The organism is Streptomyces sp. NPDC087845 (assembly GCF_044742755.1).
GTDB lineage: Bacteria > Actinomycetota > Actinomycetes > Streptomycetales > Streptomycetaceae > Streptomyces.
This window is the reverse complement of sequence record NZ_JBIUVC010000002.1, coordinates 669375-694880: the sequence shown is the minus strand read 5'-3', so window position 1 is coordinate 694880 and position 25506 is coordinate 669375. Positions and strand designations below refer to the sequence as shown.

The 25506-nt window shown below is 70.1% G+C and carries 24 protein-coding genes and 1 pseudogene; 16 read left to right on the top strand and 9 right to left on the bottom strand.

The window, feature by feature from the left end; translation table 11 throughout:
* Positions 1-67: 67 nt before the first annotated feature.
* Positions 68-757 (bottom strand): HAD family hydrolase, encoded by a 690-nt coding sequence (locus ACIOMQ_RS08740; RefSeq protein ID WP_402188311.1) that lies wholly within the window; start codon positions 755-757, stop codon positions 68-70.
* Between the two features lie 97 nt (positions 758-854).
* Here ACIOMQ_RS08740 and ACIOMQ_RS08735 point away from each other — a divergent pair, with 97 nt between their 5' ends.
* Positions 855-1628 carry an XRE family transcriptional regulator gene (locus ACIOMQ_RS08735; RefSeq protein ID WP_402188309.1) on the top strand — a complete coding sequence of 258 codons (774 nt, stop codon included), beginning with the start codon at positions 855-857 and terminating at the stop codon, positions 1626-1628.
* Positions 1615-2082: an NUDIX hydrolase gene (locus ACIOMQ_RS08730; protein WP_402188307.1), complete on the top strand. Its 468-nt coding sequence runs from the start codon at positions 1615-1617 to the stop codon at positions 2080-2082. Before ACIOMQ_RS08735 ends, ACIOMQ_RS08730 begins: the two co-directional genes overlap by 14 nt.
* On the opposite strand, the gene ACIOMQ_RS08725 is transcribed toward ACIOMQ_RS08730, so the two are convergent.
* The 4 genes from ACIOMQ_RS08725 to ACIOMQ_RS08710 form a co-directional block, all read right to left on the bottom strand.
* Positions 2070-2621, bottom strand: a complete 552-nt coding sequence (locus tag ACIOMQ_RS08725; protein WP_402188414.1) for an HD domain-containing protein — start codon at positions 2619-2621, stop codon at positions 2070-2072. The two genes, ACIOMQ_RS08730 and ACIOMQ_RS08725, sit on opposite strands and share 13 nt — an antisense overlap.
* Positions 2622-2646: 25 nt before the next feature.
* Entirely contained in the window at positions 2647-2910 is a 264-nt protein-coding gene (locus ACIOMQ_RS08720; protein ID WP_402188305.1) for a hypothetical protein, read from the bottom strand.
* A gap of 706 nt (positions 2911-3616) precedes the next feature.
* Positions 3617-4285 carry a YdcF family protein gene (locus ACIOMQ_RS08715; RefSeq protein ID WP_362201245.1) on the bottom strand — a complete coding sequence of 223 codons (669 nt, stop codon included), beginning with the start codon at positions 4283-4285 and terminating at the stop codon, positions 3617-3619.
* Positions 4286-4299: 14 nt separating this feature from the next.
* The gene (locus ACIOMQ_RS08710) at positions 4300-5400 is read right to left on the bottom strand and encodes a helix-turn-helix domain-containing protein (RefSeq protein ID WP_402188303.1); all 1101 of its coding nucleotides are present in this window, start codon (positions 5398-5400) and stop codon (positions 4300-4302) included.
* Positions 5401-5552: 152 nt separating this feature from the next.
* On the opposite strand from ACIOMQ_RS08710, the gene ACIOMQ_RS08705 reads away from it, so the two are divergent.
* Genes ACIOMQ_RS08705 through ACIOMQ_RS08685 form a run of 5 tightly spaced genes read left to right on the top strand, consistent with a single transcriptional unit; the run spans position 5553 to position 8566 of the window.
* Positions 5553-5981 carry a hypothetical protein gene (locus ACIOMQ_RS08705; RefSeq protein ID WP_362201251.1) on the top strand — a complete coding sequence of 143 codons (429 nt, stop codon included), beginning with the start codon at positions 5553-5555 and terminating at the stop codon, positions 5979-5981.
* Between the two features lie 8 nt (positions 5982-5989).
* Positions 5990-6391, top strand: a complete 402-nt coding sequence (locus tag ACIOMQ_RS08700; protein WP_362201716.1) for an ATP-binding protein — start codon at positions 5990-5992, stop codon at positions 6389-6391.
* Positions 6388-6843 (top strand): hypothetical protein, encoded by a 456-nt coding sequence (locus tag ACIOMQ_RS08695; RefSeq protein ID WP_401758708.1) that lies wholly within the window; start codon positions 6388-6390, stop codon positions 6841-6843. Before ACIOMQ_RS08700 ends, ACIOMQ_RS08695 begins: the two co-directional genes overlap by 4 nt.
* Positions 6844-6896: 53 nt before the next feature.
* Positions 6897-8018, top strand: coding sequence for an adenosylhomocysteinase (locus ACIOMQ_RS08690; protein WP_401758711.1), 1122 nt, complete (start codon positions 6897-6899; stop codon positions 8016-8018).
* 5 nt (positions 8019-8023) lie between these two features.
* Complete coding sequence (locus tag ACIOMQ_RS08685; protein ID WP_362201261.1) at positions 8024-8566, top strand: NUDIX domain-containing protein; 543 nt, start codon at positions 8024-8026, stop codon at positions 8564-8566.
* A 99-nt stretch (positions 8567-8665) separates the two neighbouring features.
* On the opposite strand, the gene ACIOMQ_RS08680 is transcribed toward ACIOMQ_RS08685, so the two are convergent.
* Entirely contained in the window at positions 8666-8965 is a 300-nt protein-coding gene (locus ACIOMQ_RS08680) for a hypothetical protein (RefSeq protein ID WP_401755171.1), read from the bottom strand.
* A gap of 151 nt (positions 8966-9116) precedes the next feature.
* On the opposite strand from ACIOMQ_RS08680, the gene ACIOMQ_RS08675 reads away from it, so the two are divergent.
* The 4 genes and pseudogenes from ACIOMQ_RS08675 to ACIOMQ_RS08660 all read left to right on the top strand — a co-directional run bounded on the left by ACIOMQ_RS08675 (position 9117) and on the right by ACIOMQ_RS08660 (position 15925).
* Positions 9117-11552 carry a helicase C-terminal domain-containing protein gene (locus tag ACIOMQ_RS08675; RefSeq protein WP_401988608.1) on the top strand — a complete coding sequence of 812 codons (2436 nt, stop codon included), beginning with the start codon at positions 9117-9119 and terminating at the stop codon, positions 11550-11552.
* Between the two features lie 72 nt (positions 11553-11624).
* Positions 11625-11840, top strand: a complete 216-nt coding sequence (locus ACIOMQ_RS08670) for a type II toxin-antitoxin system VapB family antitoxin (protein ID WP_401261782.1) — start codon at positions 11625-11627, stop codon at positions 11838-11840.
* Positions 11837-12260 (top strand): annotated as a pseudogene (locus ACIOMQ_RS08665) (PIN domain nuclease). Before ACIOMQ_RS08670 ends, ACIOMQ_RS08665 begins: the two are co-directional and overlap by 4 nt.
* Before the next feature lie 893 nt (positions 12261-13153).
* The gene (locus ACIOMQ_RS08660) at positions 13154-15925 is read left to right on the top strand and encodes an alpha/beta hydrolase family protein (RefSeq protein ID WP_402188301.1); all 2772 of its coding nucleotides are present in this window, start codon (positions 13154-13156) and stop codon (positions 15923-15925) included.
* A gap of 334 nt (positions 15926-16259) precedes the next feature.
* On the opposite strand, the gene ACIOMQ_RS08655 is transcribed toward ACIOMQ_RS08660, so the two are convergent.
* The 3 genes from ACIOMQ_RS08655 to ACIOMQ_RS08645 all read right to left on the bottom strand — a co-directional run bounded on the left by ACIOMQ_RS08655 (position 16260) and on the right by ACIOMQ_RS08645 (position 19487).
* The gene (locus ACIOMQ_RS08655) at positions 16260-17669 is read right to left on the bottom strand and encodes an oxygenase MpaB family protein (protein WP_401262597.1); all 1410 of its coding nucleotides are present in this window, start codon (positions 17667-17669) and stop codon (positions 16260-16262) included.
* 98 nt (positions 17670-17767) lie between these two features.
* Entirely contained in the window at positions 17768-18571 is an 804-nt protein-coding gene (gene uppS / locus ACIOMQ_RS08650; RefSeq protein WP_362201279.1) for a polyprenyl diphosphate synthase, read from the bottom strand.
* Between the two features lie 496 nt (positions 18572-19067).
* Positions 19068-19487, bottom strand: a complete 420-nt coding sequence (locus tag ACIOMQ_RS08645; protein ID WP_362201282.1) for a DUF4345 domain-containing protein — start codon at positions 19485-19487, stop codon at positions 19068-19070.
* Positions 19488-19571: 84 nt separating this feature from the next.
* Here ACIOMQ_RS08645 and ACIOMQ_RS08640 point away from each other — a divergent pair, with 84 nt between their 5' ends.
* The 5 genes from ACIOMQ_RS08640 (at position 19572) to ACIOMQ_RS08620 (ending at position 25365) form a co-directional block, all read left to right on the top strand.
* On the top strand, positions 19572-20180 hold the full coding sequence (locus ACIOMQ_RS08640) for a helix-turn-helix domain-containing protein (protein ID WP_362201285.1): 609 nt from the start codon (positions 19572-19574) through the stop codon (positions 20178-20180).
* 816 nt (positions 20181-20996) lie between these two features.
* On the top strand, positions 20997-21956 hold the full coding sequence (locus ACIOMQ_RS08635; protein WP_362201288.1) for a D-alanyl-D-alanine carboxypeptidase: 960 nt from the start codon (positions 20997-20999) through the stop codon (positions 21954-21956).
* Between the two features lie 128 nt (positions 21957-22084).
* Positions 22085-23065 carry an endonuclease/exonuclease/phosphatase family protein gene (locus ACIOMQ_RS08630; RefSeq protein WP_402188411.1) on the top strand — a complete coding sequence of 327 codons (981 nt, stop codon included), beginning with the start codon at positions 22085-22087 and terminating at the stop codon, positions 23063-23065.
* A gap of 298 nt (positions 23066-23363) precedes the next feature.
* Positions 23364-23996, top strand: coding sequence for a two-component system response regulator CseB (cseB, locus tag ACIOMQ_RS08625; RefSeq protein ID WP_401262600.1), 633 nt, complete (start codon positions 23364-23366; stop codon positions 23994-23996).
* 52 nt (positions 23997-24048) lie between these two features.
* Positions 24049-25365 (top strand): HAMP domain-containing sensor histidine kinase, encoded by a 1317-nt coding sequence (locus ACIOMQ_RS08620; RefSeq protein ID WP_362201726.1) that lies wholly within the window; start codon positions 24049-24051, stop codon positions 25363-25365.
* Positions 25366-25506: the final 141 nt, after the last annotated feature.

Here is a 25506-nt window from a genome sequence, read left to right as displayed (position 1 = left end):
ATTGGCGGGATAGGTACGGACCCCGTCACCGCGTATCGGGACGCTCCGAGGACGTCCTGGGACGTTTTCAGTACGCGAGCGTCTCCAGAATCCCGAGCACACGAGCGGTGTCCATCAGATCGGGCAGAACCGTCTGGGCACCAGCAGCGGCCAGGTCTTCGGCGCTGTGGACGCCTGAGGCGACCGCGATGATCTCGGAGCGCGTGGCGATCGCGGCCTCAACGTCCCTGGGTGTATCGCCTACGAGCACGACGGGCACGTCGTTCCGCGCGCCTCGGAGCCGTTGGGCACGCTCACGGGCGACAGCGACCAGGTCCGGCCGCTGGAGAGCGTCAGCCCCATAGGCGCCAACTCGCAGATCGAGCAGGGAGTCAAGGCCGAAGGCCGATACCTTCACTCGGGCGTTGGCCGCGATATTGCCGGTGAGTACCGAGGAAACCCAGGCATTGCGTACGGAGGTTTCCTTCAAGATTTCACGCACGCCGGGCAAGGCTGTGCCGCGTCGGCTGAGGTCGGAGAGACGTGCCTCCCCTGCGGCGGTAAGAGCCTTCTCGACAGCGGTCCAGTCCGGCTCGGCCACACCGTTTCCGTGGAACATGTCGCGCATGATCAGGCGGTCCGTGCGGCCTTCCGTCCGCGCCGGCCCCATGGGCTCCCTCCCCGAGAGCGCCGTGAAGGCAGCGGCGTAGATCTCCTTGCTGACCCCAGCATTTTCGATCAGCGTGTGGTCGATGTCCCACAGGACGATGAGCTCCATACGCCCAGCGTAAGCACCGTGGTCATGGCGTCGACCTTCCGCAGAACGTCCCGTAACGTCCTTGCCGCTCCCGGCCCCTTCAGCTTGTATGGCGCCTGTGAACGAGCGACTGCACTCCGTACTCGCCCAGCGCGGCATCCCGCCCGAATCCCTCGCCGAAATCTGCGAGGTGGACCCCAAAACCGTTGGCCGATGGCTCGGCGGACGTGTTCCTCACGCTCGCCACCGCTTCCGCGTCGCCCGGCACTTGCGGGTGGAGGAGCTGTTCCTTTGGCCGGCACCGGTGCGAAGTGCCCAACAGCAAGCCGCCGGGTCAGAGCAAGAGCTGGTCACGACATACCAGAACCGGGCGAGCGTCCCACGGGACACATGGCTGTCGCTGCTCAAAGGCGCGCACGAGCAGATCGGCGTCCTCGTCTTCTCCGGTACCTTCTTCGCCCAGTCCAACCCCCACGTCGCGAAGATGCTTGCCGAGCGCGCATTGGACGGGGTGCGAGTGCGGCTCTGCTTCGGTGACTCGGACGGCCAGGCAGTGGCCATCCGAGGCCGCGAGGAGGGCATCGGCGACACCCTTGCCGCCAAGATCCGCGCCTCCCTCACCTACTACCGGCCTTTACTGTCCGAGGCAGGCTGTGAGGTGAGACTGCACGACACGACGCTCTACACCTCCATGTTCCGCTACGACAACAACCTCCTGGTCAACCCGCACGTCTGGGGCCAGCCGGCCAGTGCAAACCCCCTCCTACATCTACGGAGAGCTGACACCACAGGCTGGTTCGACAACTACGCTCAGAGTTTCGAAGCTGTCTGGGCCACCGCACGGCCCTGGACACCAGACCAGGAGGGGCTCTCGTCGCATGGGCAGGACTGAGTACTACAACGACCCCAAGGCCCCCAAGGCGAACACGCTCATTCCCGCCAACAACCTGCTCGTCGTCGACGACAACGGCGCCATACTGCTCCAGCGCCGCCGGGACACGGGCCAGTGGGCGCTGCCGGGCGGCGCGCAGGACATCGGTGAGACGGCGGCCCAGTGCGCCGTGCGTGAATGCCTGGAAGAGACCGGGATCGTCGCTGAGATCACGGGGTTCCTGGGTGTTTACACGAATCCCAACCACATCGTGGCCTACACGGACGGCGAGATCCGCCAGCAGTACGAGAACACCTACATCGGCCGCCCCGTAGGCGGGGAGCCCACCATCAACGACGAGGCCGATGGCGTCCGCTACGTCCAGCCAAGCGACCTGGACGAGTACGACATCCACCCAAGCATGCGCCAACAGATCGGCGACTACCTTGCCGGCACCTACCCCTACTTGGGCTGAACCGCCAACGCCGCCTCCACCCGCCCCACGGCCGCAAGGATGTCCGGCGACGCTCGACGAATGAACCGCCCCACCAGGCTGTCCGACCCGTACCGGCCGGTGATCTCGGCCAGCCGAGCATCGGCCGAAGTGACCTTGCCATCGGGCGTAGTCGTCATGTCGCAGTACACAAGGGCGTCCACAAGGCGCTGGTCGTCAAGGAGCGGAAACTCGGCTTCCAGCACGTCCCGTAATCCGCGCTCCTCCGCTTCCAGCAATGCACATGAGTGGTTGGCGACTAGACGGACCAGCCGTTCGTCCGCAGCGTGGATGTCACGAAGGAAGCGAGCGCCGTCCAGCGGATGAAACCCAGTAATGGCCAAGCGCGGCGCGTAACCCACGTCGTGCAGCACCGCAGCAGCAATCAACAGGTCCGCCTCGACTCCGACGACCTCCGCCAGTTCGCCCGCGCGCCGCGCGACCCCTTGCGAGTGCGCCCATCGACGAAGAAGTGGTTCACGCAGCTCCGCCTCGGCCACCGAGCATGCCCACTTCGCCATCGATCCGTTCACGCTCCGCCGCCGTTCACCGCGCACCGGCGGTGGGCAGGTTGAGCGCGCCGGTGGACAGCTCGTTCCGCATCAGGTCCCGGTAGCTCCGGCTCTCATACTCAAGAAGGGCCAGCGCCTCCTTTTCGCTCGTCTTCCCCGTCGCCACGTACACCTCGGCAGCAGCCACCCGAGACCTGAGCGATTGCTCCTCCAGAAACTCGACCACTTGGGAAGCACTCGCCTCCGGGTGGAGCTCCAACCAGGTAGCGGCCAACTGATGGCCGAACGCAATTGTCATAGCGTTGGTGATGACTGCGTGATCTTGGGCTGCATTTCGACGAGACACAGGTACCACCATGGCAACAGGAGGACGGCCGCGCAGCTACTTCTCGTAAGACGGCCTCTTGAGCCTCATGTCGGCCCACGAGCGTTCACCCGTCTGCTGGCCCAAACAGTGTCACCGCTCCGTGCGCGGTGGTCTCAGTTCTGGTCTCATTCACCTCCGCCCGGGGCTGTTCGAAAGGGGCTGGGTCGCGCTTCCCGTTGCAGGTCAGGACGCCCACGACCCCCGCCGGACCCCCGTACGAACATTTGGAAAGCGTGTTGGGGGCAACCCCTCACGAGTTCGAATCTCGTATCCTCCGCCATTGCGCTCACCGGGCAATACGAAGAAGGCCCTGACCCGTTTCGACTGGTCAGGGCCTTCTTCGCTCGTCAGTCCGAGCCAGGACAGCAGGACGTCACACACTGCTACGCGTTGACCTCTTCGTCGTTGCGCGGTCTCAGTTCCGCTTCCGCGCCTCAGCCCGACCCCGCACTCCAAGCCCTCACCACGCTCAAACAGCTGATCGCATAGAGCGCCTGCGGCCCGAGGCGCGCCCTCTTCACGGCGAAAAAGGGGCAGGACGATCCGGTAGTCCGCCACGAACCGCTTGGCCGGTGTGGTCAGTCTCGGGAACAGATTGGGTTGGTGAATTGTGCACAGCCCGCCCGACTCGGGCAGGTCAGGAAGCGATGAGACGGCTGGTGAAGCCGTCGTGGATGAGGGACTCGTAGGCTCCATGCACGTCCTCCGGGACCTCCTGCTCGATGGCGAATCCGAGCTTCGGATACTCGATGACCCGCTGGAGATCGCCGACGAGCATGTCCAGGACGAGCTTCTCGTCACCGATGGACTTCACGTAGTCGTCGAACTCCAGCGGTTCCGACGCGCAGAGGATCTCGACGTCGGGCCACAGCTTTCGGGCGGTCGCGAACGACCGCCGTTCCATGTAGGGCTTGGAGACCAACATCACCGTCGTCGGGGTGATGCCGGCGGCGGCGAGGACCTCTCGGGAGAGGGTGACGTTCTGCCCGGTGTTACCGGCCTCCGGTTCCAGCAGGATCGCCTCGGCGGGGACGCCGAGGCCGATGGCGTGCTCGCGAAAGTGGACGGCCTCGCCGCGCGGGAAGACTTTGGCAGTGGTGGGGCTGTTGCCGCCGGTGAAGACCAGGGTCGGAAACAGCCCGGCGCGGTACAGCTCGGCAGAGTGGGCGGCGACGCCGAGGTCGTGACTGCCCAGCCCGATCGCCACGTCGACGGGCCGCAGCTGATGGTGCATCTGGTGGTAGTCCCAGATAAGCGCGGCCCGGCGCCACTGGTCCTCGGTGATGGCCTGCTGGTTGTCGCTCACGCGTCTCTCCCTGGTCACCGCCGCCGGGGGCCGGCCGGCCCCTCGTTCATGGCCTTGATGCCCTCGATACTGCGCAGTTGGTGCACGAGTCCGTACTGCGCGGCCGTGCGGGTGGCCTGATCGATGACGAGGAGTCCATCATCCCGGGTCGCCGCGTCGGAGAGCAGGATGTGGCCGTGGGCGGTGTCCAGCCGTACGCGTTGCATCGGGGAGTCGGTGGCCCCACTGCTGCGGGCAATGTCGATGAAGTGCAGGGCCTGGGTGAGGTCGCCGGCGCCACGGCGGGCGAGGGCGAGTTTCTGGTGGGCCACCGACCAGTCGTCGGGTTCGGTGAGGTCCTCGAAGTCGCGGGTCGCGGCCTGCATGACGCGGGTCGCGTAGTCGTGCCGACCGTTCTTGCTCAGCGCCGTGCCCACCCACAGGCGGGCCCTGGCGCGGTCCCGGCGGGAAAGCCGGTCGTCGACGGCGAGGGTTTCGTAATGGCGGGCGGCAACCTCTAGCTTGCCGGACATTTCCGTGACCACCGCGAGGGAGAGGTCGAGCTGGGCGACACGACGCGGGATGTCGAGCTGGGTGAAGACCGCGCGAGCCCCGGCGTAGGAGTACTGGGCGGAGAGTGGGCCGAGCACAGAACCTTGGTCGCGTTTGAGGTCACCGAGCAGCGCAGCCGAGCGGGCAAAAAGGTAAAGGCCCTTTTCGTCCAGTTCCCGGGCGTTGAACCGCACCAACCAGCGGCTGAGCAGGCTGTCGGTGAAGGCGAAGTTCTGACGGGAGAGCGCGACCACGACGCGGTCCAGGTCCTCGGCCCACGATTCGTACTCCCAGGCTCGGGGACCGGCGGCGGTGACGCGCCGTCCGGCATCTTGCACGGTGCTGGCCATCTCGGACAGGAGCGTCTCGAAGCGCAGGTGGGCGGGGGCGTCCGCGCGTCCGAGGGCTGTGTCGAGGATGGCCTGGGTGTCGGGTCTGGGCTCGGTTTCGGCGCGCTTGCTCTCCCACTTCGAGACCGTCGCAACGGCCACGCCGAGGTGCTCGGCAAAGGCCCGCACACTCAAGCGCAGGGCGAGACGCAGTGCCTTGGCCTCCAAGCCGGTCCAGTGGTGCACGGTTGCCACGCTCGCTCCCTTCCACCGTCATCGAAGCAGACGCGTGTGGGCGGCGGGACGAAAGTGGAACGGAAGTAGAACGGCAGGCGATTGGCCAGGAGTTCGGGGACCTCCATGCTCAGGATCGTCACCACTTGTCGACCCTGCGGACGGTCCCCCACATGGAACCCCTCACGGAACATCGCCTGGTCAGCGGGCCTGTCGTCTACGGCTTTCTGCGGCTGGTGCGGGTCTCCGAAGCCCGGCAGGAGGCGCTGGTCGCCTCGCTCGCCGAGTACTGCCGCAACCACGAGCTGGAGCTGTCTGGCATCTTCACCGAACGCGAGGCGGGCGCCGGCTCCGGCTCGGCGGCCTTCACCGGCCTGCTGGACGTGTTGGCCCTGCCGGATGTCTACGGCGTGCTCGCCCCGGCCGCGTCACACCTCGGACCGAGGGCGATAGCCGCTGAACGCGGTCGGCGGATCGAGGCTGTCGGCTCCCGGCTGCTTCTGGTCCGCCGGTCGCGCCGCGCATGCCCGCCAGCCGCCTCCACCACCGCAGCCCGCCGCCACAGCCGGGGAACCACCCGCCTCCTGGAGACCGAGTCATGAGGGCAGCAATGATCGAAACGGTGCAGCGCTTCTTCAAGGCCCACCCCGAATCCGTGGGAGCGGCAAGGGAATTCGCCTCCGAGACCCTGGTCGGATGGGGCCTTGCGGAACGGATCGACGACATCCGCCTCTGCGTCTCCGAGCTGGCGACGAACGCGCTGGTCCACGGCACTGTCGCCGACCATGGATTCCTGGTCCGCCTTGACACCGAGGACGACGTCGTGCGCCTTGAGGTGCACGACAGCCGCCGTCGGCGCCCCGAGCCTCGCCAGGCCGCCGACACCGACCTGTCCGGACGCGGTCTGGTCTTGGTGGCCGCGCTCGCCGACGGGTGGGGAGTGCAAGACCGCACACCGCTCGGAAAGATCGTTTGGTCCTGCTTCAAGACCGCAAGAGGGACGACCGCGTGAGCACCATCCTCACTCCGACCGGCCCCGAGCTTCGGCTACTGGTCTCGCTCGCTGCCTGGAGCCGGCCGGGGACCGGTCCGGACGGCCGCGAGATCGCCCACAGTCCTGCCTCCGCTCTCCCCGGCACTGCTGACGCACCCGAAGCCCGCATGCGGCGTCTCGCCGACAGCCTCGGCGGACTGGGCCGGCCAGGGGACGTGATCCCGGACGCCAGCCGCTGCCTGCACATCATCGGCGCCCACGTCTTTCTGCACTTCCCAGGCGCCTCCCGCAGGCTGCGGCTGCCGAGCCGACCCGACTGGACGGCGCTAGTCGCCCGTACCGGCACAGCCGTTCTCCTGCTCGGTCTGGACCCGCTGTCGCAGTCCGCCGACGCCTCTCAGCTCGGCACCTACCTGGATACCGCACGCGGGGCCGACCGGCTCCTGTTCGGGCTTGCCCGCACCCGCTGACCCCCCTGGAACTTCCTGCACGGCCCTGGTTGTACGGATGAGAGGGAACTGCCATGGAAACCTTCGAACGCGCCAAGCTGGACGCCTACTTCTCCCGGATCGCCGTCCAGTTCGCCCCCGACGAGCGGACCTCCTCGTTCCTGATCACCCACCTGCTGGCCGAGCGCCCCGCATTCGTCCGCGCCGTTGCCGCGATGTCCCGGCTCACGGCTGTGCTGCCCAAGCCGAAGTCCGTCCACCCGGCTGCACAGCGCGAGACCGAGCGGACCGTCGCCGTCGACACCCTGACCCGCGAACTGTTCACCGACCCGGACACCGCGCTGGACTACTTCGAATCCCGGGCCGCCGGGGAACCCGTCTCCCTCCTCGACGTCGGCGGCTACTTCGCCCCCAGCCTCACCGACATCCACAGCCGCTTCACCGGCCGCCTGGTCGGCGTCGTCGAGGACACCGAGAACGGCCACCGCCGCTACGAAACCCTCGACAAACTGCCCTGCCCCGTCATCTCGGTGGCCCGCTCCCCGCTCAAGGACCCCGAGGACTACCTTGTCGGCCAGTCCGTCGTGTTCTCCACCGAGGCCGTCATGCGCGGGCGCGGCGACATCCTCCACGGCCGGCCCGCCCTCGTGATCGGCTTCGGCAAGCTCGGCTCCTCCATTGCCCGGCTCCTGCACGCCAAGGGCGTCCAGGTCACCGTCTTCGACATCGACCCCGTACGCCGCACCCAGGCCCTGTCCCGGGGGTTCACCGTCGCGCGCGACCGCGAGACCGCGCTCACCGGCGCCGGCCTGGTGCTCTGCGCGACCGGCGCGGTCTCCCTGCGCGGCGAGGACTTCTCTCACCTGCGCAACGGCGCCTACGTCGCCACCGTCACCTCCAGCGAGGACGAGCTCGACCTTGCCGGCCTGCCGGACGTCTACACCCGCACGGTCGTCGGCGACCACATCACCCGCTACCAAACCACCGGCCATTACTTCTATCTGGCGAACGGCGGCAATGCCGTCAACTTCATCCACGGCGCGAGCGTTGGGCCGTTCATCTTCCTGATCCAGGCCGAGATCCTCGCCGGGATCAGGATGCTTACCCGCGGAGATCTCGCCCCTGGCATCCACGAGGTCCCCGCACCTGACCGCGAGGCCATCGCGGCGACCTGGCTCTCCTACTTCAACAGGTGATCACCATGCCCATCACGGCCCACCACATCCGCACCACCATCACCGCGTACCTTGACCAGCACCCCGAGGACAAGCGCGAGACCGACATCGTCCGGGGCCTCCTCGACGACGGCGACGACCTCACCAACCGCAAGTCCCTGCCGGGACACGTCACCGCGGGCGCGATCCTCGTCGGCCGCGACGGCCGTGTCCTGCACATCCTCCACAACGCCACCGGCAAATGGCTGCTGCCCGGCGGCCACATCGAGCCCTCCGACGACACGCTCCTGCAAGCCGCCGGCCGTGAACTCGCCGAAGAGACCGGCATTCCGCCCTACGTCGTCACCCCGCACAGCGAGATCCCGCTGCACATCGACGTCCACCCCATCGACGCCAACCCCGCCAAGGACGAGCCCGCCCACCAGCACTTCGACTTCCGCTTCCTCTTCCGTACCGCCGCCGACATCGGCGAACTGCAGACCGAAGAGGTCACCGAAGCCGCGTGGCGCACGGTGGATAGCCTCGCCGACGAGCAGCTGAAGCGGCGGGTTGCCCGGGCGCTTCTCTAACCATCGGGGGGGCGGCTCCCGAGTACGACTACGAAACCGCCGTGCTCGGGGGCCCCGAGCGTGCGATCGGTTACGGCCCTGCTTCTCTTGGCTCGGGTTTTATTCGGCATCGCCGGTCGGGGCCTGGGATTTACACGGTTCCACAGACCTCGTACCGGCGCCCTCGCCCTTCGTGCCCACCTCCAGCGGTGCTTGGCGCCGCTGTTGGAGCTGAACCCGTTCGTCGTCCGGGATGTTCATCGACTCGGCCAGCACCGCGGCGAGCACGGTCACGTCGGTGTTGTCGACGTCGGAGTCGAAGAGCCACTGGATGTTGTCCTCGGGCGTTATGAGGTCGATCGCCGAGCGCCCGTTTCCGTATGCTCTGGCCGCAGTTTTGGTTGCGCTTATATTCGGCATACCGCACATGTTGTGCATATCGCCCCCTATGTGGAATGCGCCCCCGCACGTGCGCTGCGCACCGCGCCTCGGACGCGCAATGCTGTGCCCCGGTACGAGTCGTTCCGGCCCGAAGCGGCCCGGTTCACAGCTGGCGAGGTGTTCTCAGCAGATGTCCGACGGATCAGCACTGGCAGCATGGCTGCGCGGTCCCGACAACCCGAGCCTGGAACGGGTACTCGCGGCACGCGAGGACGCCGCATCCGCCCCGGAGCCACGAACCGTGGGGGAGCTGGCGGACCGGCTTCAGCGCCCAGGTTCCGTAGCACTGGCCCTGCACCGCCTCCCTTTGCCCTGCTTTCAGGTCGCCGAGGCATTGGCTGCGGTGCAGCCACCCGCCAGCCGCACCGCCCTGGGCGATCTTCTGGGAGCGACGGACGAGGAGAGCGCTCGCGAGCTCGACTCGGTGCTGGAGACGCTCGCCGATCATGCGCTGGTCTGGCCGGACGGCAACGGCCTCCTCCGCATGGCGGCGCCGTTGCGGCAGGTGTGGGACGCGCCGCTGGGGCTGGACGTTCCGCTGGAGGCGTTGTTGGCCGGCGCGACTTCCGAAGAGCTGCGCGGCATGTTGGCGGCCTTGGGCATCACACCGCCCGGTACCAAGCAGCAGCGGCTGGCCGCCCTGGTGGGCCATCACAGCGATCCGGAACGGATCGTGGCAGTGGCCCAGAAGGCACCGCCGGCAACCCGCAAGCTGCTGGAGCGACGGTCGGGCTCCCCGTCACGTCACCCGGGCGGCACTTCCTTCGGGGCCCTGGGGACAGAATCCGAACCGGGCGCGCGATGGGCGCTGGACCGGGGACTACTGATCCAGGACCGCCACCGCTACGGGCCTGCCCGCATGCCTTCAGAGGTGGCGGTCGCGCTGCGCGGACCCGGCTGGCACGCCCCGTTCGACCCCGCCCCGCCCGTCCCGCCGCTGGTGACCGTCACCTCGGAGGAAGTACATCGGGAAGCGGCGGCGGCCGCCACGGCGTTCGCCGCGCACGCCGCCTCGGTTCTGTCCGCGTGCGCAGCCTCCCCACCGGCCCGGCTGAAATCCGGAGGGGTCGGAGCGCGCGAGCTGGCCCGGATCTGCAAAGCGGCGCACTGCGATGAGGCCGTCGTACGCATCATCCTGGAGACGGCGCATGCCGCCGGGCTGCTGGCACATGACGCAGACCACTTCTCGGCGACCGAGGCATACGACACCTGGGCGGGACGTGAACCCGCGGAGCGGCTCCCCCTGCTGCTTCAGGCATGGTGGACGCTCGCGCTCACGCCCTCCTGCGCCCGCGACGAGGACGGCAGAGCGCAACCCACGCTCACCGGAGCACTGCCCTGCGACGGCTGCGTACAGGCTCGGCACGGGCTGCTCGCCGCCGCCACCAGCGTTCCGGCCGGGCAGGGGGTGGTGAGAGCCCAGGACCTGGGACCTCTGGTTGCCTGGTGCCGTCCGTTCGCCGACCAAACCCCGCAGGACACACAGCCGTTCGCCACCGTGATCCGCGAGTCCGAACTGCTCGGCGTGCTGGCCCGCGGCGCCCTTTCACCACTCGGCGCCGCTCTGTTGACGGCCGGTTCCGACGCTGCGAACGATCTGACCACCGTCTGTCACGAGCTGCTGCCCAAGTCCGTCGGCACAGCCCGCATCGGCGGCGACCTCACAGCGGTCGTCACCGGTACGCCGTCCGCAGGGCTCACCACGCTGCTGGACTCGGTGGCCGACCGGGAAACCGGAGGCACAGCCTCGGTTTGGAGGTTCAGCGCGGCCACCGTCCGGCGCGCGCTGGACTCCGGACGCACCCCGGAGGACATCACGGCCGAACTGGCCGCCCTCGCATCCGGGCCGCTGCCGCAGCCGCTGACGTACCTCATCACCGACACCGCACGCAGCCACGGCCGGGTGCGCGTCGCCCCCGCCACCTGCGTGATCCACAGCCCGGAGCCCGCCTTGCTGGCCGAGCTCGCCGCACATCGGAAGTTCGCCGGACTCGGCTTGCGGCAACTGGCACCCACGGTGCTGATCAGTCGTACCCCGCTCGACAAGACACTCACCGCGCTACGGGCCGAGGGCTACGCGCCCATGGCGGAGACCGCCGACGGAACCGTGCGCATCGAGCGGCCCACGCATCGTCGTGCCACCGTCCCGGTTCCGGCTCCACGCACGCCCGGCCGCGCAGCTCGTGCCCGGCGCTCAGGCGCTCGTGCGGACCAGACCCCAGTGCCCGTGGACCTGGCAGCTCTGGCTGCCCGTTTGCGGGCCGCCCCTGTTTCCTCACCCGAGCCCGACCCGTACAACGGCGGAATCCCGTTCGACACTGACACTGAGGAGATCATTGCCGGAAACGCACGTCGGCTGTCCCTCACCGACGTCCGCCAGCTCGCCCACGCAGTCGATGACAGCCGGGCAATCACCATCGAATACGTCGCCACGTCGGGGAGTCGCACCATCCGCACCCTCAGCCGGCTCGATCTCGATCCGCCTTACTTGAACGCCTGGTGCCACCTGCGAAACGACGAACGCGTCTTCACTCTCTCCCGGATCCACGGCGTGATGCCGGCATAGCTCCGCAACCATGGCGCCAGTGAACCGTGAGAGATATAGCTGTCTCCATACTTGATATCAGGGAGGTGCACAATGAGCCGGACGCTGATCGACCTCGACGACGAGCTGGTCGCGGACGTGGCCAAAGCCCTGGGGACCAGCACCAAGAAGGAGACGGTCGACACAGCTCTGCGCGAGGTACTGGAGAACAGGCGGCGTGCACTGGCCCTGACCCGCCTTCGCGCGGCGGCCGACGAAGGCTCGTTCGATCTGACACTCTTCGAGGACAAGCGGAACTACCGACGGTGAACGCCGCCCTCTACCTGATCGACACCAGCGCCCTCGCCCGCTGCATGCGGGGCGACGCGGAACAACACGGCTGGGACCAAGGTAGCGGCCGCCGGCCTGATCGCCACGTGCCCCATCACGGAGCTGGAGTTCTTATGCAGCGCGCGATCGGCCGCCGACCGGGCACGCGGTATCGAGGACGTCCGGCCGATCTTCGACCGGATCCCGGTCGAAGACCGCGCCTACAACCGGGCCTGGGAGGTCCAGGAGGCCCTCACCAAACAAGGCAAGCACCGCAGCGCCGGTCCGGTGGATCTCGTTGTCGCCGCGACCGGCGAGTTGCAGGGGCTCACCTTCCCGCACTGCGACCACGACTTCGAATGCATCGCAGCAGTGACCGGCCAGCCCCTCCAGTGGTACGGCCCGGAGGGCCGTAAATAGTCGGGCGATGGCTGCAGCTCTGGTTGCGTTCGCCCCCGTCCGGGGCCGTCCGCCAGATCGCCCCTCGGCCACTCCGTTTGCGGCCCGGACAGCGCTGCCTGTGCGGGCCTTTGGCGTTCCCCTCGCCGTCCAGGCAGGCAGCAGGTCAGGTACCGGAGGCCACGGTCGGCGCCCCGAGGCACAAGGCCATGTCGTCGGCGAACGCCGTGCCGACTACGAAGACAGCCTCGGGTTGTCCCGTCCCCGAGCCCCTTTTCAGCATGAAGGCCGGCAGGGCGACGACCGCGGAAGCCAGGGCAGCCACGAAGAGCCGGGCTATTCGCTCGCGGCGGGCAGGTCACTCGCGGGAGATCAGCGCTGCGGTGCTGCACCTCGATGGGTGGCGGCAGTACGGGAAGCCGCTGCATCGCCTTCGTCTTGATCGTGGAGGCGGTGGTCGTCTCTGCTCGGTCATTGATCCATGCGCCACGCACCGGTCGCCCCGGGCCGCACCGGTGACCACCGGCGTGCCGACACCGTGGCCACCACCCCGCGCAAGGCCGGGACGTCGGCTGGTCGATCGGGAGCCGGAGCCCCGGACATCACCCGCTCCCGCTCGTCCCGCCGGCCCGGTCGCCGCGAGCGTCGGCGGACACGGGGCGCCGGGCATCGCTCGCCGCGCGGACGTCGGGCCGCCGCTCCGGGCCGGCAGCCCTCGAACGGCGGGCCGGGCCCTCGATCAGCGGGCCGGCCCCACGGCTTCCGTCTGATTCCTGTCTGGCTCCTGTCAGATTCCTGTCAGGTTCCCCGAGGTGGGCCAACCAGTGACGGCACGTCACCCTCTCCCCGGTGCGGGGGGTGCTCCTGGGATTCCTGGGGCGCTGAAGCACGACCAACAACGAGGAGACACCATCGTGAGACAGGTCTCACGCGCGCTGACGGCTGCCTTGGCGGCCGTCGCGCTGGCAGCGGGTGTGCCAGGGCCGGCGCATGCGCAGCCGGCCGCCGACTCCATACCCGGCGCGCCTCCGGGCGCCTCCGGGGAGCAGCTGCCGGAAGGGTGGCGCGTCGAGGGCGGAGAGCTGACCTGGAGCTCGCCCGAGCCCGTGGGCATGGGTGGCGCCCTGGTCGAGTTCCGCTCGGGAGAGCGGACCCTCGGCGTCCCGAAGCCCTCCCCCGACCAACGCACCTTCCGGCTCCGCCTCGACGGGGCGAAGGTCGGACCGGTGAGCGAACTCCAGGTGGTCGCCGGTTCACGGCGGCTGGACGCCGCGAGGGCCGACCACGCACCCGGTAAGCGGCGCTTGTCGGCCGCGACGGCGCCCCAGGCCCCGTTCCCCGCCAACCCGGTCGACCCCGGTGTCGCCGGTAAGTACCACACCACCAGCGGTGAGTACTCCCTGAAGTCGGTGAAGCTGCCGGGCTACGCCGAGCCCGTGGAGATGCGCGCCACGGTCGTCGGCCCGACGGACGCGCCGGGGAAGCGACCGCTGGCGCTCTTCGTCCACGGCCGCAGTGCCACCTGCTACGAGCCCGGCAAGAACAGCGCGGGCATGGAGTGGCCGTGCAAGCCGGGCAACAAGGAGATCCCGAGCTACCGCGGCTTTCTGCACGACCAGAAGCTCCTGGCATCCCAGGGCTATGTGACGGTCTCCATCTCCGCGAACGGTGTCAACGCGCAGGACGGCCGCGCGGCCGACTTCGGGGCGCAGGCCCGTTCGTCCCTGGTGCGCCAGCACCTCGCCCGCTGGGCGGAGTGGGGCGCGAACCCCGCGAAGGCCCCCGAGGCCGTGCGCGCGACGGAGCCCGCGGACCTCTCGAAGGTGCTCCTGGTCGGCCACTCCCGGGGCGGCGAGGGCGTCAACCGGGCGGCTCTCGACAGCATCTCCCCGCCGCCGCCCGCCGAGGACGGCTACCGGGGGCCGGTGGGCTGGCGGATCCGCGGCACCGTCCTGATCGGCCCCACCAACTTCGGCCAGAACCCCACGCCCGACGTGCCCTCCATGACCCTCCTGCCGGGCTGTGACGGCGATGTGAGCAACCTCCAGGGCCAGATCTACCTCGACGGCACCCGGGGCATCGGCCAGGGCACGGCGCTGCACAGCGCGGTGTACATGGTCGGCGCCAACCACAACTTCTTCAACACGGAGTGGACGCCCGGCCAGGCCGAGGGCCCGGCCGCCGACGACTTCTGGGACGACAAGGCCAACCCGGACCCGGTCTGCTCGGCACGGGCCGAGACCCGGCTGAGCGCCAAGCAGCAGCAGACGGCGGGCGCCACCTACATCGCCGCCGCCGCGCAGCTCTTCCTCGCGGGCGACGACCGGGTCCGCCCGCTGCTCGACGGCTCCGACCGGCGCGCGCCCTCGGCCGACCCCGCCCGGGTGCTGACCCACGCCGTCGGCGGCAACCGCACCCCGGCGATCCGGCCCGACGACCCGCTCTCGGTGACGAACGGGCGCGTGTGCCAGCAGGTCACGACGAGCGCCGCCCAGGCCTGCCGGCCGGACTCCGCCCCCGGTGCGTCGCCGCACTTCGCGTCCTGGGCGGACACCACCGATGAACCGGGCCGCAACGCGGTCACGGCCCGCTGGACCACGCCGGGCACCCCGGTCCGGCTGACGCCGAAGCACGCCTTCTCGCTGGCGGGCTCCGACGCGCTCGCCCTGCGGGTGATAGTGCCGCCGAACACCCGGGGCACCCAGCTCGACGTCGCCCTCACCGACACCTCCGGCAAGCGGGTGGGGCTCGGTCAGGTCACCGCCGACGGCCTCCCCGGCTCCGACTCGACGGCCGCGTACTGGGCGCGTGAGGTCCGCGTCCCGCTGAAGGCCGCCGTCAGCGCCGGTGTCGACCTGAAGCAGGTGCAGTCGCTGGAGCTCACCCCGCGCAGCAGCTCCGGCGAGTTCTGGCTGATGGACGCCTGGGGCTGGCGCCCCGGCACCCCGGCCGTACGCCCCGTCGCACTCTCGCGTGTCGACATCGGCAAGCTGACGGTCAAGGAGGGCGACTCCGGCACCCGCACCTACAACGTGCCCGTCCAGGTCACCGGCAAGGGCACCGGCGTGATCAAGCTCGCCGTCCGCGACCCGGAGACCCACGAGTCCACCGTCCGCACCGTGACGGTGAAGGCCGGTGGCTCCGTGGACGTGCCGATCACGGTCAAGGGCAATTCCCGCTTCAGCTACGACCTCAGCCACGAGGTCGCGGCCAAGGCCGTGCGCGGCACGGCGGTCGGCGGCGCCTTCGGGGGCGTGCTCGTCGAGAACGACGACCCCATGCCCACGGTCAGTGTGACCCCGGTCGCCGACTCGGTCACCGAGGGCCAGAAGCTCACCTGGAAGGTGGAGCTCTCTCAGCCCGCCGACGTCAACATCGAGACGAGGTTCGACCTCTTGCCGGTGAGCGAGGGCACGGAGCTGTCCACGAAGGACGTCGACGAGGAGTGGCTCTCCAGTCTCGGCGAGGCCGCAGACCCGGAGCGGCCCCTGTCCACGAACAGCCCCTCCCTCTGGGTGTCCGTCCGCAAGGGCGAGACGAGCACCGAAGTGTCCGTGCCCACGATCGCCGACGCGCTGACCGAGTCGGAGGAGTCCCTGCGGATGCAGGTGTACATCCTCAAGGAGAACGATTGGCTGGAGGGCCCTCTCCTCACGGGGAAGGTCACGGACGCGCGCCAGGGCTGACACCCGGGGACCAGACGTCCCACGCTGACGGTGCCTGAGCGCACCACCTGGACGATGGCACCGGCCCCCGACACGGGGGCCGGGGCCATCGGCGTGAGGGGGCCACGCGGGGGCCGGGGCCATCGGCGTGAGGGGGCCACACGGGGGCCGGGGCCATAAATGGGGCTGACACCAACGGGCTTGGTGGGACGGCCGTGGTGAGTGCGGACGGCCGCGCCTCTGGCGTCTGACGGCATGCGATGTGCACGGAACCGTGCGCCGATGTACCCCTTCGTTGCACAGCGATCGGTAGGTGGTTCTGTCCTCGCGGCCGCCCCTGCCGAGTCCGGATTTCCTACGCGTCGGCGAGCAGTGGGTCGTACGCGGTCGAGCGCCGGCGACCCGACATGAAGGAGAGGAAGTCCTTCACGAACGCGCTGCGGGAGTACCTTGCGTCGGCGTCGGCCACCGTGCGCTGGAACCCGGTCCGGAACAGGGCCCGGTACTCGTCCGCGTCGATGAACTGGTTGCCGTCCGCGTCGGTGACGTCGAAGAGCACTTCGGCGACCCTGATCAGCGCGGGCCCGGCGAGGGAGGGGACGGCGGCGGCGTACTCCTCCTTGCTGATGCGGCCGTCGCCGTCGGTGTCGAGGGCCGCCTGGAGTTCTCTCCACCACTCGGCATACGCGTTGTAGAGCCTGGTCTCCTCCGGTTCGTCCAGATCGAGGCGGGACGACAACTCCCGGGCCATGGCGGCGAGATCGGGCCAGTCCAGGTAGCCGTCGCCGGTCTGGTCCAGCACCTCGGTGAAGAATGCGCCGGCGCTCCGCTGCGACCCGGTTCCCTCGGTGGGACCGTGCTGCACGGCTGACGGCGTGACCAGCCGGAACAGGGCACCGGCCTGCTTCATCCGGCCGCGCAGCGCGGTGAGCGTCGCGGCTTGAGAGGCGTCGCTGTACGGGGACGGGTGGAGCAGGCCGGTGAGGCTCTCGGTCCGGAGCCAGTTGTCGGGCAGGAAGCGTGCCAGGCCGGCGGCCACGTAGACGCTCTGCATCAGCGTCTGGGCACCAGGAATTTCGGGCAGACCCGCCCGTCGGCGGAAAGGCTCGGGGAGGGACGCCACTGTGATCGTGCCGATGACCGGGCCCGCGAGCGCGCGGCCCGCCGCCCACACGGTGGGCAGGCCGTCCAGCAGGGGCGGCGCCGGGAGATGGTCGAAGAGCTTGTAGAGGATGATGCGCAGCGCCTCCGTGTCCTCCAGTTCCTCCTGGACCATGTGGTCGTAGTACGGCCAGAACTCCTGCAACGTGGGCGGCAGATGGCCGGCCCCGTCCCCCAGGGCCGCAAGGAATGCCTGGTACTCGGCGTAGAGCCGTTCCATGGAGATCTGGTCGAGCGGCTGCCCGCTCAGTCGGCACATGGTGACGGAGCTCTCGAAGAGCGTCGCGACCACCCAGGCGCGGACCTGGGGGTCCATCGCGTCGTAGGGCCGGTCCTGTGCGTCGGTGCCGCTCAATCGCGCGTGCAGGCGGTTGAGCCGGGCCGCCTCCCTCTGCCGCTCGTGATCGTCGGTGCCGAACATGCGCTGCAGGCTCACGAGAGTGTTGCGCAGCCGTCGCCACGGGTGTGCGACGAACGTCGAGTTGTCGATCAGGGCCGCGCCGATCTGCGGGTGGGCGGCCTCCAATACCGTGGCCCTGACCATGGCCAGTGCCCAGCGCGGATCGTTGAAGAACCGGTGGAACTGCGAGTCAGGACCGAACAGAGAGCCGAACTGTGCTTCGGGGGCCGGCCGTGCCGGGTCACCGTGGTGATCGGTGGCTCCGGAACGCGTGTGCCTGGGGCGGCTGCTGCCTGTGTCCGTCACGGGTGAGGTGCTCCGTTCGCGTGCGGCGTCACGCCGCCGAAGCGGCGATTGCGTTGCTGATAGGCGTGCAGGCACTCCGAGAAGTGCGGCGCGCGGAAGTCGGGCCAGAGCACCGGCGGGAACATCCACTCGGCGTAGGCCACCTGCCAGAGCATGAAGTTGGAGATCCGCTGTTCGCCGGAGGTCCGGATGACGAGGTCCACGTCGGGCGTATCGGAAAAGGGCAGGTGAGCGGCGAAGTGCTGCTCGTCGACGGCGTCGGCCGGCACCCCGCTGCGGATGAGGGACCGTGCCGCCTCGACGATGTCCCTGCGTCCACCGTGGTCGAACGCCACGGTCAGCGTCATGCCTCGGTTCGGGGCGGTCAGCGTCATCAGGTCGGCGAAGTCCCGGGCCAGCGGCCCGGGGATCCTCGGGTCCGCCACCCCGAGGAACCGGCACCGGATGCCGCGCGCGTGCAGCAACGGGGCGTGCTTGCGTACCACGCGGCGCGCCAGGTGCATGAGGAAGTCGACCTCGTTGCCCGGGCGTTGCCAGTTCTCGGTGGAGAACGCGTACAGGCTCAGCCACTCCACTCCCGACGTCCGCGCCGCCTCGATGACGTCGATCACCGTCGTCTCCGCCGCCCGGTGACCCGACGTACGCGGCAAGGACCGCCGTGCCGCCCACCGGCCGTTCCCGTCCATCACGCACGCGACATGGCGCGGCACACCCCTGCGCCGGTCCTCGCCGGTCGGGCGACGCGGAGGCGGATGGGCCGATGACGAGGCAGAGGTGCCGTCGGCTCGTTCAACCGTCATCCGTACTCTCCCGGCTGCCGCACCACAGTCCCCCTCCGCCTCGTGCCCACCTGCCGGTCGCAGCGCCTCCTGGCGGCAGGACACTGCCGCCGTGGGCCCGGACAGCGCCCCGCTGCGTCCGGGCTCTGCCGAGCGCGTTGCGCATCCGCCGGAAACCTGTCGGGGCCTGGGCGAGTTCCGCCCCGGCTGGACGGCGGACCGGCCTGCTCCGCAGACGGCGGACCGGCCTGCTCCGCGGACGGTCCCCGGGGATCCTCCGCCGCAGCGCCCCTCGGATCGACACTCAGCAGAGTGCCCGTGCCCGGCCCCGGACACATCGCAATCTCCGCATATTCACCTGTAGTACGTCAGTCCGCTTTAACGACCTCATGGTTGCGCCCCGACCGGAATCGGAACGCCCTCACCCCCGACCTCAATCCGGAACGCTCTCTCCTCGGACCTCAACCCGGAACGCTCTCTCCTCGGACCTCGATCCACAACGCTTTCACCCCGGACTTCAATCCGGAACGCCTTCACCCCGGACCTCGATCCGGAGGGCTTTCTCCTCGGCGTCCGCCAGCCGGAAGAACAGAGGAGGCAGCACCAGTTCGACCGCGGTCAGCACCACCTGGAACCAGTGGGGCCACCCGAGCGCGGCGAGGGACAGCAGCCGCCCGAGCGCGCCCAGCAGGAACACCCCGGCCAGCCACCGCACCGCCGTCGCGGGGATCGGCGACTGCCGGGCCGCCCAGAGCCAGGCGAGGCCGTACCCGGCGAAGATCGCACCGAAGAAACGCCCGAGGCTGTCGACCGTCGGTCCGGCCGGACCCGCGCCCGGGATCGCGGCGTTGCCGAGCAGTACGTGGAAGAGCCCGATCGCCACGCAGGCGTACCCCATCGCCTGCGCGAGCCCCCGAAGTGCCTTGATCCTGAGCATGATTCGGCACCCCCCCGCCGCTAGTAGACACTCGTCTACTAAGGTACGGCCCACTAGTAGACATGTGTCAAGTAACATCCGCCTGTGCCTCCCCGCCAGCGGCTCAGCCCCGCCGAACGCCGTGCCCAGCTCCTCGCCGTCGCCGCGCAGCTCTTCGCCGCGCACCCGTACGACGAGGTGACGATGGAGGACGTCGCCGAGCACGCCGGGGTCTCCCGCGCGCTGCTCTACCGCCACTTCCCGAGCAAGCGAGAGCTCTTCGCCGCCCTCTACCAGCAGGTGTCCGAGCGGTTGCTCGCCAAGACCCGGCTCGACCCCGCAGACACCCTGATCGAGCAGCTCATCGAGGGCCTGGACGCCCATATCGAGTACTTCGCGGAGAACCGCAACACCGTCCTGGCGGCGAACCGGGTGCTGGCGGGCGACCGCCTGGTCCAGACGATCATCTCCGGCGAACTCGACGCCCTGCGCCAGCGGCTGCTCGGCGTGCTCCCGCTCACGGACGACGCCACCCGGGAGGCGGTGTCGGGCGTTCTGAAGAGCTGGCTGGTGTTCGTCCAGGTGCTGTGCCTGGACTGGCTCGCCAAGGAGACCTGCACCCGTGCCGAACTGCGCGATGTGTGCATCGGCGCCGTTCTGGGCGCCATCCGGCCCCTCCTCGGCAAGGACCCCGCCCCGGACTGGCCCCGGTGAAGAACACGTCACCGGGGATCGGGCGGGCCCGGTGCGCGCGCACCCGGCGGGACCAGGCCGCCGGCGCATAGCCGACGCATCCGCCCTCCTCTACCGCCCCCTCGACGGTCCAACGCGTCCGCCGTCCTCTACCGCCCGGCGCGTCCGCCCTCCTCGACGGCCCGGCGCGGCCGCCCTCCTCGTCCGTCCGGCGCGTCCGCCGTCCTCGACGGCCCTCCTCGACGGCCCGACGCGTCCGCCCTCCTCGTCCGTCCGGCGCGTCCGCCGTCCTCGACGGCCCTCCTCGACGGCCCGGCGTGTCCGCCCGCGAGGGCGGCCTCGCGCGGGAGCGTCCTCACGGCGTCGGGGGCGATGGCTGCCTGTCGACGCTCCTGCCGGTCACCGCTCTGTTCGACGCTCGCCCGCTCAGGTGTCCGCGTGGTGGCGTCCGGGCGGCAGCCGTTCTCGGACAAGGTCGCCCGACCGGCGGCGGAAGGAGGGCCGCGGACCGTTCACGGCCACTGTCCCCCGGCCGGAGACCGCGGACCGTTCGCGGCCACGGGACAGCCCCGGTCTCCGGGCCGGACCCTCGGTGCGCCGTCCGGGACAACGGCCGCTTCGGCGCTCTGCCTCCCGCCCGGAGCGGGCCTGATACCCGGCTGACACAAATTCGCGCCGTGCTGGACGCACGGCCCTGATCGGCCGGACACGGCCACCTCGCAGGCTGGGCGCCGTACGCGGTACTCGTGTACGCCGGGCGATGAGAGGTGGTTGTCGGTGACTGTTCTTCGGATACGTACTGCTGGGACAGGCAGGGAAGGGCAGGCACGGCGTGGGGTGGTGTGGGCTTCGGCCGTCGCGGTCACCGCGGTCGGGATCGGCGGCTGGGTGGGACTCTCCGCCGGCAGCGGCGGGGGGCGAGGGGACGGGTCCGGGGCCGCCGCCGTGCGGGCGGCGGAGGTGGCGGACCGGATGGACCTGCCGTGGCCGCGGGAGGGCCAGGCGAGCATCGAGGTCGAGGGCATCGGCAGCCTCGGCAGCAAGGGCGGGCAGGAGTCCGTGCCGATCGCGAGCGTCACCAAGGTGATGACCGCGTACGTGATCCTCAAGGAGCATCCGCTCAAGGACGGGGAGAAGGGGCCGGAGATCACGGTCGACGCGGCTGCCGCGCAGGAGGCCCACTCGCTCAGCGAGTCCAGCGCCCCGGTCCGCGAGGGGCAGCGGATCACCCAGCGCAAGCTCCTGGAGCTGTTGCTGCTGCCGTCCGGCAACAACGTGGCCCGGTTGCTGGCCCGTTGGGACGCGGGTGGTCAGCAGGAGTTCGTGGTGAAGATGAACCGCGCCGCAGCCGCACTGGGGATGACCCGGACGACGTACACCGGGGCCAGCGGTGTTGAGCCCACCACCAGGAGCACCGCCGACGATCAGCTCAAGCTCGCCCGCCGGGCCATGAAGGACCCGGTGCTGCGTGCGGTGGTGGCGATGCGCGACACGACGGTCCCCGGGGTTCCCGGCACCGTGATCAACACCAACCGGCTGCTGGAGAGGCCCGGCGTGATCGGGTTGAAGACCGGGTCGAGCACGCCCGCCGGCGGCAATCTGATGTGGGCCGCCGAGGCGGCATCCGGCACGGCACGGCATCTCGTGCTCGGTGTCGTGCTGGGGCAGAGGCCCCACACGACGCCCGCCGAAGGCCTCCAGGCCGCCCTGGAGAGCAGCGGCCGCCTGATCGACGCGGTGCAGAAGGACCTTCCCGGCGCCCTCGCCGAGCACGGTGGCAGGGCGGTGCGGTCATGACCGCACCGGTCGAGTGCACGGACCGTGAGGCCGGAGCGCGACCGGAACCCACTGCGGGCCGCACCGGCACGTGGCGGCATGGATGGCCGCTCGCCGCGGCCAACAGGGGCGCTTGGCGGCGCGGACGGCTGACCGCCGGAGGCCGCGGGGGCGCCTGGCGGCGTAGACGGCTGATCGCCCGAGGCGACGGGGGCGCCTGGCGGCGCGGACGGGTGACCGCCGCGGCCGCCGCACTGTCCGCGCTGGTCATGGCCGGGCACACCTGGATGCCGAACGGGTTCGGCGGCCTCGGCAGCCTCCTCGAAACGTTCCTGCCCTGGCTCGGGGTGAGCGTGCCCGTGCTGCTCGCGTCGGCGGCGGTGCGGCGGTCGGCAACCGCAGGTGTCGCGGTACTGCTTCCGGCCGTCGTCTGGTGCTCCTTGTTCGGCGGCATGCTCGTGGACAAGGGGTCCGCCGGCGGGGATCTGACCGTGGTCAGCCACAACGTCAACGACGAGAACCCCGACCCGGCCCGGACCGCGCGCGAACTGGCCTCTTCCGGTGCCCAGTTGCTCGCCCTGGAGGAGCTGACCGCGCGTACGGCACCCGCGTACGAGCGCGCCCTGGCCGATACGTATCCGCACCACTCGGTGCAGGGCACGGTCGGGCTGTGGAGCACGTACCCGCTGCGGGACGTGGAGCCGGTCGCGATCATGCCGTGGACCCGTGCCCTGCGGGCCACGGCCGACACCCCGAAGGGGGCCGTCGCCGTCTATGCCGCCCATCTGGCGTCGGTACGGGTGCTCCCGAGCGCGGGCTTCACCACGGCCAGGCGCAACGAGGCGGCCGGGAAGCTGGCCGATGCCGTACGAGCCGAACCGCTGGCCCGGGTCGTGGTCGTGGGCGACTTCAACGGCACGACCGACGACCGCGCGCTGCGGCCGGTGACCTCCCGGCTACGGTCGGCCCAGGAGGAGGCCGGTGACGGCTTCGGCTTCAGCTGGCCCGCGTCGTTCCCGGTGGCCCGGATCGACCAGATCCTGGTAAAGGGTGTCATACCGGTATCATCCTGGGTCCTGCCGTCCACCGGGAGCGACCATCTGCCGGTCGCAGCGGCTCTGCGCCTCTGAGGGGGCGGGCGGTGGCCACTTCCCTCCACAACGGGATGCCCTCGGGACAACCAGTGATCTCGGGCAGTTCGGTACCGATCGACTTTCAGGTGACGTGATGCAACAGCACGACCGCGGCTCGGCAGGTCAGCACGACGCCGGTCCCACCGGCCCCACCAGCCCCACCCCTGCCTCCCCTGCCTCCCCTGCCTCCCCTGCCTCCCCTGCCGGAGCGTCCGTCCCGGCTGCCGTCCCCGGCTCCGGGTCCGTTCACGTCCTGCTGGTCGAGGACGACGAAGCGATCCGCAGGTCCGTCGGGATGGCCCTGGACCGCTACGGCTACCAGGTGTCGGCGGCGCCCGACGGCCTGACGGGCCTTGAGATGTTCCGGGAAGGCCGGCACGATCTGCTGCTGCTCGACATCATGCTGCCGCACCTCGACGGCATCGGACTGTGCCGCAGGATCCGCGAGACGAGCCAAGCGCCCATTCTGATGATGTCCGCTCGCGGCGACGCGCTGGACGTGGTGGCGGGGCTGGAGGCCGGTGCCGACGACTACGTCGTCAAACCCGTCGACACCAGTGTTCTGGTGGCGCGGATCCGCACCCTGCTGCGCCGGGCCACCTTCACCGCGCCCGCCACAGCCGCCGGCCGGCCGGTCGACGACGGTCTTCTCACCTTCCGTGACCTCACCGTCGACACCCGTGGTCTGGAAGTCCGCGTCTCCGGGCGACCGCTCGCGCTCACCCCGACCGAGCTGCGGCTGCTCCTGGAGTTCGTGGCCGCGCCGGGCATCGCCCTGCAACGGCAGACACTCCTGCGCAAGGTGTGGGACTACGGGTGGGACGGCGACATCCGGGTGGTCGATCTGGCGGTGCAGCGGTTGCGCAAGAAGATCGGCGCCGATCACATCGAGACCGTACGTGGCTTCGGCTACAAGTTCCGGCGCTGAGATGCGGCAGACGACCGGCCCCGCCCCCGCCCTCGGTGCCCGCGCCGACCGCATGCCGTCCGACGACGGCCTCGGCCACGCGCTGCGCCGCCTCACCGACCTGCGATCACTGCGCTGGAAGATCGCTGCCGGGGTCGCGGCAGCGGCCTGCGCGATGGCGCTGGGCATCGGGGTCCTGGTCCACCGGACCACCGAGGCCCGCTCCATGAACATCGGCCGCTCCACCGCGTTGCGTGAACTGGATGCGGCCGAAGCCGATTTCCGGGGCGCACCGACCGCCCGGACGTCACCGTCCGCGCCTGCTGCCATCTACCTGGTCGGCGACAACGTACCGGATCAACTGCAGAAACGGCTCGCCTCCGCTCCCAGGCCCATGGTCGTGACCTGGTACGACACCCGGAAGCCGGCCCAGGGGCCGCGGATGTGGGCGGCGGACCGCGTCGACGGCACAGTGCTGGCCGTCTGGGTGGACATGGGCGCCGAGCTGCGCAGTGTCCAGGCCCTGGACCGGCACATGAGATACGCGGCTCTCGCCACGCTCGCCGTCGTCGTCCCCCTCACCGTCCTCGCCGCCGAACTGGTGCTCCGGCGACTGCGCCGGGTCGCCGGGACCGCCCGCCGCATCAAACGCGGCGACCTGGACGCCAGGACCCGAAGCCGCAGCCACGACGAGATCGGCGAAATCTCCTCCGCGGTCGACCTCATGGCGGACGCCCTGCAGGACCGGCTGCACAACGAACAGCGTTTCACCGCCGACGTCGCCCACGAACTGCGCACCCCGCTCACCGGCCTCGTCACCTCCGCGTCCCTCCTCCCGGAGAGCGAGGCCACCGACCTGGTCCGCGACCGCGTCCAGGTGCTGCGCGCCCTCGTGGACGACCTCCTGGAGATCTCCCGCCTGGACGCGGGGGCCGAGGAGGCGGACGCCCAACCGGTGCCGCTCGGCGAGCTGGTGGCGGAATCCGTGCGGCGCACGGGCCTGGAGACGCGGATCGCGGTGACCGGTCAGCCGGTCGCCGCGACCGACCCCCGTCGGCTCGACCGCATCGTCACCAACCTGGTCCTCAACGCCCACCGCCACGGCGCGGCACCGGTCGAGGTCACGGTCGACGGCATGACCGTCGTCGTCCGCGACCACGGGCCGGGCTTCCCCCAGGAACTCCTCGACCACGGACCCCAGCGCTTCCGCACCGGAGCCGCGGAACGCGGCCACGGGCACGGTCTCGGCCTCACCATCGCCCTCGGCCAGGCCCACGTCATCGGCGCCCGCCTCACCCTGGCGAACGCCGCCACCCCCCGCGGAGCCGTCGCCACCCTGGAACTGCCCGGAGAAGCGGCCCCGCCCGCAGCCCGACCGCCGGCAACCTGACCGCCGGCGAACTGCCCACCCGCAGCCCGACCGCCCGAAGCCCGACCACCCGCAAACTGACCGCCGACAACCTGACCGTCGGCAACCTGACCGCCGGCCGGCGGAACGGCAGGCCCCCGCGGCCCGCTCTGCTACAACCAT